Genomic DNA, 10,817 nt, shown 5'->3' with positions numbered 1-10,817 from the left:
TAAAACTATAACAAAGAGTATTAGTGCCGATCTCACTTCTAAGACTTGCTAGAGCATTCTGGAGAGTCAGGCGCCGCCTGACGTTTTTCCCATTCTTTTGGTGTATAGGTATGCATCGCCATTGCATGGATCAATTTGAGTTCATCAACAAAAAGCTTGTTGATAAAGCGGTGGCGATCAATAAGCTTCATCTCTTCAAAGTCAGAACTCACAACAACAATTTTAAAGTGAGACTCTGAAGCTGGGCCTGAATGCTGACTGGATTCATTAACCACCTCATAGTACTCTGGATTTAAGGATAACTCAAGCTGCCCTTCTAAATGGCTCTGCATGCTACTCATCAGCTGTACTCACAGTTGCATACTCAAAAGAATCAGAAAAAAAGTTCTCTTTCATAAGATTATTTTCAAGGCAACTTTTTGCCGCCGCTTTAACCATCACCGGAGGCCCACAGGCATAAACTTCATAATCAGTTAAATTTTCAAAGTCTTTCACAACCGTTTCATGAACATAACCCGACTCTCCGCTCCAAGAACTATCAGGTTCTGATAATACTGGAATAAAATTGATGTTAGAGTGATTTTTACTCCAGTCTGATGGTAGATTTAAATATATATCTTGCTCTGTCCTCACCCCCCAATATAGGTGGATTGGTCTTGATGATTGAATTAGTATTAAATGTTCTATGATTGCTTTTATAGGTCCAAATCCAGTGCCGCCTGCAATAAATATAATTGGGCAATCGCTATCCTCTCTGAGAAAAAAACTACCCTTTGGCCCTTCAATTCTTAAGATTGTCTTTTCTGTTAAAGTATTGAAGACAAAGTTAGTAAACTGTCCACCCTCAACCAAACGAACATGCAGTTCAATTAAATTTGAATTGACCGGTGCATTGGCAATTGAGAAAGCTCTGGGCTCAAAGTCAGGATGCTCAATGTCAAGATATTGACCAGCTAAATATTGAAGAGATTGAGACCCAGGAATTTTTAACGTAAGCTGAATGACATCATGATTTAAATGATTCACTTCTTCAACCCGACAGGGCATACTTCGGATCTGAATATTGGCAAGTGAGTCTAACTCATCAACTGCGATGTATAAGTCACTTTTTGCTTTACATTGACACAATAAAGCTATATTAGCATCCTCTTCTTCTGAGCTAATAGCCTCTGGAGTCACACCATCATATGAAATTTCACCGTTCAAGATAACCGCTTTACATTGGCCACAAAATCCATTTTGACAGCCATATGGAAAATTATAGCCATTTGAAAGAGCGCCATCTAGAACTGATTCTTCACCACTAGATTGAAAGGATTTACCACTAACCTGATTTAAAACTGTAAACATCGTTTAAGTGATACAAATATAAAGCTGATATTATAATGTAGGTCATACAGAATTAAGCCTAGTATTGTTATGACTATTGAGTCAAGTAATTTTGTTTTGTTTTTGATGGGACCTACAGCTTCCGGAAAAACTGAACTAGCTATTGAAATAAGTAAGATCATCGACTCAACATTAATCAGCGTTGATTCAGCGCTAATCTATAAGGGTATGGATATAGGCACTGCAAAGCCTGACAAGGAAACGCTTAAAAGCTTCCCTCATAAGTTGATAGATATTTGCAATCCAGAGGACAGTTTTTCAGTCACGGAATTTATTACTCTAGCAAAAAAATATATTACTAATGCTTTAAATGAGGGTAAGTTGCCAATATTAGTGGGTGGTACCTCGTTTTATTTTAATGCTTTAGAGCATGGCTTATCTGCACTTCCTGCCGCAACAGATGAATCTCGAAAATACTTTAACAATCTTTTACAAAAAATGGGGAGTGAAAAATTACACGACAAGTTACAAGAGATTGATCCAAAATCAGCAGAAAGAATTCACCCTAATGATTCACAGAGAATAACAAGAGCACTCGAAGTTTACGATCTTTCGGGAGAAACTTTAAGCGCACTTCAGGGCAACAAAAATCAAAACAAGCTAGATCTTAAAATAAAAAAAATTGTTCTTATGCCTGAACGATCAGATCTTCATATTAGAATTGAGAAGCGATTTATTGAAATGATAAAAAATGGCTTTCTTGATGAAGTTAAATTACTAAGAGAAAATAAAAAACTTAATCTTGATTTAGCATCTATGAGATGTGTTGGCTATAGACAGGCATGGAATTATTTTGAAGGTATTTATTCTAAGAAGGAAATGGTAGAAAAAGCAATCGTAGCAACGAGACAGCTATGCAAGAGACAGTGTACTTGGCTAAGAAATGAGAATGAAGCTTTAATTTTAAAGGGGCTGGAAACCAATCAAGCAATTAATTATCTTCAAGAACATGATGCTTGAAAACCTCTCCTCTATTGTTAAAATTATCAAACATATCAAAACTTGCGCAACCTGGTGATAGGACAACTGCTCCAGATTCTGAAGCTTCTTTAGATATTTCAACTGCTTCCTTCATTGACTCAGAAACTACTACTCTAGGTCCATCTATATGTCTACAAAAATCAGAACTAGACTCTCCAATTAAGATAACGGTCTTCACCTTTTGACTGATTAATTTAAACAACTCTGAGTAGTCTTCTTTTTTCGCAATTCCACCTAAAATTAAAACAAGATTCGCATACTTGGCATCAAGAGCATTAATTGCAGTTATAGTTGAAATAGCGTTAGTTGATTTTGAGTCGTTATAAAAATCAACTTGGTTTATAGTTGACACAAATTCTAATCGATGAACCAGCCCTTTAAAGCCCATTACAGTCTCTTTCATAACATCGACTGATAAACCAAATCGATACCCCAGAGTCAAAGCAGCAAGAATATTTTCAATATTATGTTTTCCAACTACTGATATATCATTGCTAGACATTAAAAGCTTATCTTGATGAAAAACTTCATACAAATCATTTTTCTCACTTGCAAAGAAATCACACCTGGATTCACTCTGCTCAATTGAAAATAAATTATCTCCAATAATCTCACTAACCTCAGACTCATTGAGATTAACAATATTAAACTTAGAGTAGTTATAAATTGATAATTTTGAAGAAATATAATCATTATAGGTTGAATACCTATCAAGATGATCTGGCGAAATATTCGTTATTACCCCAGCATATAAATCCAAATGATTGGTATAGTCTAATTGGTAACTCGAGAGCTCGACAATATATAGCTCAGCATCATCATTCATACTCTCCATGACTGGATTTCCAATATTGCCACAAATATAAGCTTTTAATGAACTTGCAAGCGCCATTTCGCCTAGCAATTGGGTCACGGTTGACTTTCCATTTGAGCCTGTGATGCCAATCATTGGCGCTTTCACATATCTTCCAAATAGTTCAATATCGCTAATGATAGAAATATTTTTTTTGCGAGCCCATCGAACAATTAACTCTGATTCAGCTATTCCAGGGCTGATGATGATTTCTGAAATATCATCTAATAAAGATACATTCCATTCTCCAAAATAGAAATCATGCAGTAGATTTTCATTTTTACTAATTTTCAGCATCGGAGGCTCTTGTCGGGAATCTGCAATCCGAAAAGAAATATTATTTTTATTAAAAAAACGAGCTACTGAAAGACCTGTAACCCCCAAACCTAAAATAAGTTTCATGAAAACCTTGTGTTTTCGACCAAAATTGACTATATTTTACACTTTTACTTTACTATTTTATTATGCCAACAAATGTTCAAACAACTTCTAGTTCGATTGTAATTAATCGAACACTAAGAAACACTTACCAGCTCCTTTCTGCAACGCTATTATTTAGTGGACTCATGGCTTATCTATCGATGTCACTCAATCTACCATATTTTGGTCTTTTGATAACGCTTGGTGGATATTTTGGGCTTTTGTTTTTAGTCACAAAGCTTAGAAACTCAGCCTCAGGAATATTTGCTGTCTTCGCTCTTACAGGCTTTATGGGTCTGACTCTGGGCCCTATAGTAGGCGCCTATACAACTGCTTTCTCAAACGGAGCAGAGCTTGTTGCTATGGCCATGACTGGAACTGCAGCTATTTTTCTATCGCTTTCTTTTTATGCACTTGTATCTCAAAAAGACTTTAGCTTTTTATCTGGCTTTTTAACGGCTGGCATTGTGGTTGCATTTTTAGCAGGTATCGCTGCGTACTTTTTTCAGATTCCTGCTTTATCTTTAACTGTTTCAGCTGCATTCATTCTTTTAATGAGTGGGCTGATTTTGTTTGAGACCAGTAATATCATTCATGGTGGCGAGACAAACTACATCATGGCAACAGTAACGCTATATATTTCTATTTATAACTTATTCTTAAGCCTGCTTCACCTCTTAGGTGTTTTCTCTGGCGATGACTAGTGATAGATAGCGATGGATATCGCGCTAACGTAGGTATTGTAATTACTAATGACAAAAAGCAGATACTCTTAGCAAAGCGGTGTAAACAAGACGCGTGGCAACTTCCTCAGGGTGGAATCGATAAAGATGAAACCGAAATAGATGCTCTCTATAGGGAGCTTGAGGAGGAGGTTGGCCTCTATCCTGCGCACGTCAAATTAATTGCAAAAACACCCAAATGGCTTCGATATGATTTACCATTAGAACATATTAGAAGAAGTCAAAAACCCACCTGCATTGGCCAAAAACAAGTCTGGTTTTTATTAAAACTAGAATCAAGCGATGACAATATCTCTCTTAACCTGCACCATGATATTGAATTTGATGACTGGAAATGGGTTGACTACTGGAGTCCGGTCGATGAAGTCATAAATTTTAAAAGAGATGTATACGAGGATATGCTGAAAGCACTAGCTCCAATACTTTTTGACAATGAACATAGTATCCCTAATGAGCTATCTAGACCATTACAATTCAGTGCTATTAAATTATAGTTGAGATAGACTTTTTTTGATAATTCCGACTGGGGTCATAATGTGCTCTTCAATAAGCTTAGAAATAGCTTTCTTATCTCTCTCAAGGGCTAAGATCATCAGAGCTGCATGCTCATTTTGATTGATTTTCAATGTTGTCGCATTAGATACATTTTCTTTTAACCATAAACTACGATATCTCTTTGATTTTTCAATAAGGGAACTTCTAATTTGAAATAGCCTAGGTGAGTTACACCCAGACACTAAGGCCTCATGGAAGTCACCATGCCTACTTTGCCACTCATTGGTATCTGGTTTATCTTTTTTGCTATATTTATTTAATCTGTGGGAAGCTGCTATTAAATTTGCCTCCCAATAGTCATCACCTTTATCAATAGACATTTCAATACATAACGACTCTATCTTTGCTCGTGTCTGGTAAATATCTGTCAGGTCTTCAAGTGAGATATCACTGACATAAAAACCTCGCTGATTTTTTGAGACAACTAAATCGTTCGCCATTAATTGAGATAGAGCCTCCCTGAGCGGACTCGTACCAACATTATATTTTTCTTTTAATGTTTTAATGTGAAGCTTTTGCTTGGGAAGATACTCACCCGAAATAATGTCATTTTTCAATGAGTCCAGTATTTTCGAAGCAGTGTTATCTCTAGAATCAGTCATTTATAAACCAAATTAAATCATTAAGAAATAGATATTTCAGTTTGAATTTTATCACAAATGTAGTTATAATTGCTAAATGTCGACATTTTATAATTTGCAATGATTTCACACACAAATAATATCGGATTTAGTTTTTTAAGTCATAAGGGTAGCCCCCGTCTTCAGTTACTTACAATAGATAATGAAGTAATTGATAAATTTATTAAATGTATTGATCATCTCGATGTTCAGTCAATTGAATACAAGCCATTTCTTCGTTTTTATATTGCTAACTGCCTTAATGAACTTACAAAGAATACCCTTGGTCTTTGCTTACTCGATATTTTAAAAAATCGACAAACTGGTGCAGTATTGCTTCAATATGAAAATGATAAAAATTTAGTAGGTGAACAGTTTATTGATTTTAATATTCTTCTTTCTACAGCTATATCCCATCTTATAGGTCTTCCAAATCTTGATTCAATGTCTGGAAAATTTTATGCGAGATTCTCTGTCAAGAATGAAGACAACAGCGACAGCTACCTTCGTCAAGCCCATAGAAGAATGGAGCTTCATAATGATGGTACTTACGTTAAAGAGAAAACTGACTGGGTTATTATGCAAAAAATTCTAGAATTAAATGTTGAAGGAGGTGGCTCACTCCTTTTGCACTTAGATGACTGGGACGAATTAGAAAAATTTCATAGTCATCCAGTTGCCAAAGAAGATATTCAATGGGGCTCCCCTTCCAGCAAGAATATTAGCTATAAAACAACGCATCCAATCTTTATTGAAGAAGAGGGTGAGGAGCCCATAATGTCATTCATTGATCAATTTGCAGAACCAACTAATATGAATCAAGGACTCTATCTCTATGAACTGGGTGAATCCCTAGAAAAAGACTCTAATACATACAATATCAAGCTTAGTGAAGGAAGTATGTTGATCATTAATAACTATTTTTGGCTGCACGGTAGAGATATGTTTTTTGCAAATAAAGACCTTCATAGAGAGCTTCTTCGACAAAGAGGCGTATTTATTCAATAAAATGGAAGTGATAGCTCACTTTAAATAATTAATGAAGCCAATGTATGACTATGTAGTTTTGGGTGGAGGAATAGTAGGCGTATCTACCGCACTATCTCTTATTAATAAACACCCGGACAATAAAATTCTATTAATTGAAAAAGAAAACTCTTTTGCAAAACACCAAACTGGCCACAATAGCGGCGTTATTCATGCGGGTGTTTACTATCAACCTGGAAGCCTAAAGGCTGAATTTTGCCGCGAAGGCCTCAAAGAGACAATTAGCTTTTGTTCTGATAATAATATCCCCTATGAGCAGTGCGGTAAATTACTAGTTGCCACAAATAAAATCGAGCTTCAACGAATGTATGAACTGCATGAAAGATGCAAAGCTAACGAAATAGACGTTGAAGCCTTAGACCAAAAGCAGCTCAATGAGGTTGAGCCTAATATTATTGGCATTGGCGCTCTTCTAGTAAAGTCCACAGGGATTGTTGACTACAAATTAATTACAAAAAAAATGTCTGAGGAATTTGAATCAAAGGGTGGCGAGTTTCTTCTTAATTCTGAAGTAGTTAATTTAGAGGAAGATGAAGAAAAAATTAAAATTATTACTTCAAGAGAATCCTTAAATTCTAAATATCTAATCTGCTGTGCTGGACTAATGGCTGATCGAATAGCAAAACTACTTAATATAAAAATTAATTTCCAAATCGTTCCATTTCGAGGGGAATACTTCAGACTTCCAAGTAAACACAATAACCTTGTTAAACACTTGATTTACCCTATACCTGACCCAGACCTACCATTCCTAGGGGTACATTTAACAAAGATGATAGATGGAAGTATTACTGTTGGTCCAAACGCAGTTCTTGGATTCAAACGCGAGGGGTACAGTAAATTTAATTTCAGTATAAAAGATACCCTTCAGTTCTTATCTTTTAAGGGGTTTCATAATGTTATCAAAAAGAATCTTAAATCTGGACTATATGAAATGAAAAATTCCATTTTTAAACGTGGTTACTTGAAAGAGGTGCAAAAATACAGCCCACAAATTAAGCTAAATGATCTAGAACACTACCCGGCAGGCATTAGAGCGCAAGCCGTTCTGGAGGATGGGTCACTGGTACACGACTTTTTATTTGCAGAAAGTAGGCGTTCTATTCATGTTTGCAATGCACCTTCTCCAGCTGCAACCTCTGCAATCCCTATTGGAAAATACATCACCCACAAAGCGACAGAAGCTTTTAAGAAACTATCTTAAAAAAAACTGCCTTATTGTTTCAGCAAACTGGCTTGACTGGAGACTATCTGGCTCTGCTTCGAGCTTTAATAAAGCTGGATCAACAAACTCTTTGGGTATCGTTAAGTCTCTTCGTGCTGTCAGGAGTGCTTCAATAAAATCGACTAAAAACTCTGGGTGAGCCTGCATTGTTAAGACTTTGTCTTTAATATAAAAGCCAGCATTTTCACAAAAATCAGATTTAGCATATACCTTAGCACCCTCAGGAACCTGAAGAACCTGATCTTGATGGCAGATGTTCAGAGTCAACTCTTTTGGCAAATTACCCATATAGTCTGTCTTATTATTAATTTCATAGGTATGCAGACCCAAACCCCAGCCCTTAATGGATTTCTCAACATGGCCGCCAAGCCAGCGGGGGCGATCAGTTGATGCCCAAAACAGACCCCAAAAATGGGTAAGCTCGCATGATAGATATCATTAATAAGCTCACTCACAGTTGGTATCCATGAGTGCTCTTCGTAGACACCGTGTGGAGAGCCAGTAACAATCCAGCCGTCGCACTCTAAATGGTTTTTAGGAAGCACAGAATCTAGAATATTAAATGTCTTAAACTCAAATACTTCCTCTTTAGAGTTGATAAGTGAAATAAGCATTTCAGCATATGTTCCATATTTTTCAACTAAATCATCAGTCGCTCTTCCTACTAACAGTATTCCTATTTTCATTATTTTTTTTGGTTTGGTTTATTTGTCTTGGCTTCTTTTTTGTTTTGCCCTTAGTACCAAATAGTCATGAGCAATCGTGGCAGCTATAATAGCAGTTATATCGGCATGATCATAGGCAGGTGCCACTTCTACGACATCAGCACCTATAAATTTCAAATCTCCCAAGCCTCTAACAATTCCCAAGGCTTGCGCAGAGGTTAGTCCGCCAGCAACTGGTGTTCCAGTTCCAGGGGCATAGGCTGGATCAAGGCCATCTATATCAAATGTAAGGTAAGCAGGTCGATCTTTGACTGTCTCAATAATTTTTTTGATGACTTGATTAATTCCATTCTCATGGACCCATGGTGCATCTAGAATTTTAACGCCTTTGGTATGACTGTTATGAGTCCTAATTCCAATCTGTATAGAATGCTCCGTATCAATTAAGTTCTCTTTAATGGCTCTTGAAAACATCGTTCCATGGTCAAGTCTTCCATCTTCATCAGGCCATGTATCTGTATGCGCATCAAAATGCACAAGTGCGATAGGGCCATGTTTTTTTGCGTGAGCCCTTAAAAGAGGATAAGTTACAAAATGATCTCCGCCAAAAGTCAGCATTTCGGCTCCAGAGTCTAATATAGTATCAGCATGATTTTCAATTTCAGACACAATGTTCCCATGAAAACCATAATCCAACTCACAGTCTCCATAGTCTGTAACAGCTAGGGTTTTAAATGGATCAATCCCATCTGGAAAAGCCAACAATTCTGCAAGCTGTACTGATGCCTCTCTTATTGCCTTTGGACCAAATCTAGCGCCTGGCCTGAAACTAGTTGCAGCGTCATATGGGATGCCACTGACTGCTATATCGACACCCTCTAAATTTTTTGTATATTTTCGCCTAAGAAAGCTTAGAGCGCCGCCATAGGTCATTTCATTAGCCCTGCTATAAAGACTTTTTCTAGTGAAGGCTTGGTCAGTCTTCATATCTTCAAAATCATCAATACTCATGCAATTCTCTTTTTTAAATAAACAAGGCTATTATATTCTGTCCAACAACGAGTAGTAAAGCATACCAATTTTCATACTAGGATTTCGTAAAAACCGGCCTCCTGGAAAGCTTGGCCTTGGAATTTTAGACATAATATCAAATACTTCTCCAGTGCCTGTTATTTTCTCAGATACTATTTTGCCAGAATAGCTTGCTAAAGCAACGCCTTGCCCAGAGTAACCTTGAGCCGAAATAACCTTTTCATTGTGAAGAGATGCAAAGAATGGAAGGCGATTCATTGTAATTGCAAGTTTGCCGCCCCAAGCGTAATCGATTTTAATACCCTTAAGAAATGGATAAATTTTTTCTAGGGGTCTAGTAACAATGGGAACTATATTCTTAGATAATTCTTGTGAATAATTCTCTCCACCACCAAATAGTAAGCGCTTATCTGCACTCATTCTAAAATAATTGATTACGAATCTTGAGTCAGCAAAGGCAATATCTTTAGGGTTTATCTTTTGAACCGTTTCATCATCAAGTGGCTTAGTTGCAACAATATAGTTGTTCATTGGTAAAATTTTAGATGTTAAGCTTTTCTCTAAATTCTCAAGATATCCATTACAAGCAAGGACAATTCGGTCAGCTTTAATTGAGCCATTCTTAGTGTTTACCCTGACATGATCATCTAAAACCTTATAACTAGTCGCAGGACTATTTTCATAGATTTTTGCACCTGCAGATAGCGTAGCCTTTGCAATGCCTAGAGCATAGTTTAAAGGGTGGCAATGGGCCTCAGCTTCATCATAACTTCCGCCATAATAAGTATCCGAGCCTGTAACCTCCCTCATTTCATCATCACTAAGATAGACCATATCCTTATAGTCATAGTTCTGAATCATATGGTCAACATATTGCTTTGATTCTTCACAATATTTCTGCTTGTGGTTTGGGTGGGCAATCCCCTTTTTATAGTCGCACTGGATTTGGTATTTATCAATCAGCTCTTTGGCATGGTATTTTGACTTTTCTCCAATTCCCCATAAAACTTTGGCGTAATCCACGCCTAAAGTTTTTTCCAAATAAAATTGATCTCTTCGCATGCCGCCAGAAACCTGACCACCATTTGCCCCAGAGGCGCCTGATGCAATTAGATTTGACTCAATAAGAAGGACATTGACGCCTTCATTTGCTAAATAAAGAGCGGTTGACAGACCGGTATATCCGCCGCCAATAACGCATACATCTGCAACATGGTCCCCAATGAGTTCTGGCTGATCTATCTGGGTATTTCTACTAGCCTGATAATATGATTGCACGCGAAAATT

13 protein-coding genes are annotated in these 10,817 nt (G+C 36.9%); 5 read left to right on the top strand and 8 right to left on the bottom strand.

Features of this window, described 5'->3' with window-relative positions; all coding sequences use genetic code 11:
* Positions 1 to 38: 38 nt before the first annotated feature.
* The gene (locus tag W908_RS02545; protein ID WP_053819790.1) at positions 39 to 341 is read right to left on the bottom strand and encodes a BolA family protein; all 303 of its coding nucleotides are present in this window, start codon (positions 339 to 341) and stop codon (positions 39 to 41) included.
* Entirely contained in the window at positions 334 to 1,350 is a 1,017-nt protein-coding gene (locus W908_RS02540; RefSeq protein WP_053819789.1) for a CDP-6-deoxy-delta-3,4-glucoseen reductase, read from the bottom strand. Before W908_RS02540 ends, W908_RS02545 begins: the two co-directional genes overlap by 8 nt.
* Before the next feature lie 69 nt (positions 1,351 to 1,419).
* Here W908_RS02540 and miaA point away from each other — a divergent pair, with 69 nt between their 5' ends.
* Positions 1,420 to 2,349 (top strand): tRNA (adenosine(37)-N6)-dimethylallyltransferase MiaA, encoded by a 930-nt coding sequence (gene miaA, locus W908_RS02535; protein WP_053819788.1) that lies wholly within the window; start codon positions 1,420 to 1,422, stop codon positions 2,347 to 2,349.
* Here the strand turns inward: miaA and murD are convergent.
* Positions 2,321 to 3,625: a UDP-N-acetylmuramoyl-L-alanine--D-glutamate ligase gene (gene murD, locus W908_RS02530; RefSeq protein WP_053819787.1), complete on the bottom strand. Its 1,305-nt coding sequence runs from the start codon at positions 3,623 to 3,625 to the stop codon at positions 2,321 to 2,323. The two genes, miaA and murD, sit on opposite strands and share 29 nt — an antisense overlap.
* A gap of 62 nt (positions 3,626 to 3,687) precedes the next feature.
* On the opposite strand from murD, the gene W908_RS02525 reads away from it, so the two are divergent.
* Both W908_RS02525 and W908_RS02520 read left to right on the top strand, forming a co-directional pair.
* Positions 3,688 to 4,347, top strand: coding sequence for a Bax inhibitor-1/YccA family protein (locus W908_RS02525; protein ID WP_020024604.1), 660 nt, complete (start codon positions 3,688 to 3,690; stop codon positions 4,345 to 4,347).
* Positions 4,347 to 4,880: an RNA pyrophosphohydrolase gene (locus tag W908_RS02520; protein ID WP_053819786.1), complete on the top strand. Its 534-nt coding sequence runs from the start codon at positions 4,347 to 4,349 to the stop codon at positions 4,878 to 4,880. Before W908_RS02525 ends, W908_RS02520 begins: the two co-directional genes overlap by 1 nt.
* Here W908_RS02520 and W908_RS02515 read toward each other — a convergent pair.
* Positions 4,875 to 5,543: a GntR family transcriptional regulator gene (locus W908_RS02515; protein WP_053819785.1), complete on the bottom strand. Its 669-nt coding sequence runs from the start codon at positions 5,541 to 5,543 to the stop codon at positions 4,875 to 4,877. The two genes, W908_RS02520 and W908_RS02515, sit on opposite strands and share 6 nt — an antisense overlap.
* Before the next feature lie 99 nt (positions 5,544 to 5,642).
* Here W908_RS02515 and glaH point away from each other — a divergent pair, with 99 nt between their 5' ends.
* Positions 5,643 to 6,569, top strand: a complete 927-nt coding sequence (gene glaH / locus W908_RS02510) for a glutarate dioxygenase GlaH (protein ID WP_053819784.1) — start codon at positions 5,643 to 5,645, stop codon at positions 6,567 to 6,569.
* 31 nt (positions 6,570 to 6,600) lie between these two features.
* Entirely contained in the window at positions 6,601 to 7,812 is a 1,212-nt protein-coding gene (lhgO, locus tag W908_RS02505; protein ID WP_053819783.1) for an L-2-hydroxyglutarate dehydrogenase, read from the top strand.
* Here the strand turns inward: lhgO and W908_RS08855 are convergent.
* The 4 genes from W908_RS08855 to W908_RS02490 are packed head-to-tail and all read right to left on the bottom strand — an operon-like array spanning position 7,804 to position 10,808.
* On the bottom strand, positions 7,804 to 8,121 hold the full coding sequence (locus tag W908_RS08855) for a type 1 glutamine amidotransferase family protein (RefSeq protein WP_236849161.1): 318 nt from the start codon (positions 8,119 to 8,121) through the stop codon (positions 7,804 to 7,806). The two genes, lhgO and W908_RS08855, sit on opposite strands and share 9 nt — an antisense overlap.
* The gene (locus W908_RS08850) at positions 8,097 to 8,519 is read right to left on the bottom strand and encodes a glutamine amidotransferase-related protein (RefSeq protein ID WP_236849160.1); all 423 of its coding nucleotides are present in this window, start codon (positions 8,517 to 8,519) and stop codon (positions 8,097 to 8,099) included. The genes W908_RS08855 and W908_RS08850 overlap by 25 nt, the downstream gene beginning before the upstream one ends.
* Before the next feature lie 18 nt (positions 8,520 to 8,537).
* A complete protein-coding gene (gene speB, locus W908_RS02495) occupies positions 8,538 to 9,509 on the bottom strand; it encodes an agmatinase (RefSeq protein WP_053819782.1) in 972 nt (323 codons plus the stop codon).
* A gap of 30 nt (positions 9,510 to 9,539) precedes the next feature.
* Positions 9,540 to 10,808 (bottom strand): NAD(P)/FAD-dependent oxidoreductase, encoded by a 1,269-nt coding sequence (locus tag W908_RS02490; protein WP_053819781.1) that lies wholly within the window; start codon positions 10,806 to 10,808, stop codon positions 9,540 to 9,542.
* Positions 10,809 to 10,817: the final 9 nt, after the last annotated feature.

The sequence above is a fragment of the Candidatus Pseudothioglobus singularis PS1 genome (assembly GCF_001281385.1).
GTDB lineage: Bacteria > Pseudomonadota > Gammaproteobacteria > PS1 > Pseudothioglobaceae > Pseudothioglobus > Pseudothioglobus singularis.
This window is presented reverse-complemented; position numbering and strand designations above follow the sequence as displayed.

What these genes read in the sequence shown, in the direction of transcription:
- W908_RS02545 (WP_053819790.1), bottom strand. Translation starts at nt 341, where the DNA reads ATGAGTAGCATGCAGAGCCATTTAGAAGGGCAGCTTGAGTTATCCTTA.
- W908_RS02540 (WP_053819789.1), bottom strand. Translation starts at nt 1,350, where the DNA reads ATGTTTACAGTTTTAAATCAGGTTAGTGGTAAATCCTTTCAATCTAGT.
- miaA (WP_053819788.1), top strand. Translation starts at nt 1,420, where the DNA reads ATGACTATTGAGTCAAGTAATTTTGTTTTGTTTTTGATGGGACCTACA.
- murD (WP_053819787.1), bottom strand. Translation starts at nt 3,625, where the DNA reads ATGAAACTTATTTTAGGTTTGGGGGTTACAGGTCTTTCAGTAGCTCGT.
- W908_RS02525 (WP_020024604.1), top strand. Translation starts at nt 3,688, where the DNA reads ATGCCAACAAATGTTCAAACAACTTCTAGTTCGATTGTAATTAATCGA.
- W908_RS02515 (WP_053819785.1), bottom strand. Translation starts at nt 5,543, where the DNA reads ATGACTGATTCTAGAGATAACACTGCTTCGAAAATACTGGACTCATTG.
- glaH (WP_053819784.1), top strand. Translation starts at nt 5,643, where the DNA reads ATGATTTCACACACAAATAATATCGGATTTAGTTTTTTAAGTCATAAG.
- lhgO (WP_053819783.1), top strand. Translation starts at nt 6,601, where the DNA reads ATGAAGCCAATGTATGACTATGTAGTTTTGGGTGGAGGAATAGTAGGC.
- W908_RS08855 (WP_236849161.1), bottom strand. Translation starts at nt 8,121, where the DNA reads ATGGGTAATTTGCCAAAAGAGTTGACTCTGAACATCTGCCATCAAGAT.
- W908_RS08850 (WP_236849160.1), bottom strand. Translation starts at nt 8,519, where the DNA reads ATGAAAATAGGAATACTGTTAGTAGGAAGAGCGACTGATGATTTAGTT.
- speB (WP_053819782.1), bottom strand. Translation starts at nt 9,509, where the DNA reads ATGAGTATTGATGATTTTGAAGATATGAAGACTGACCAAGCCTTCACT.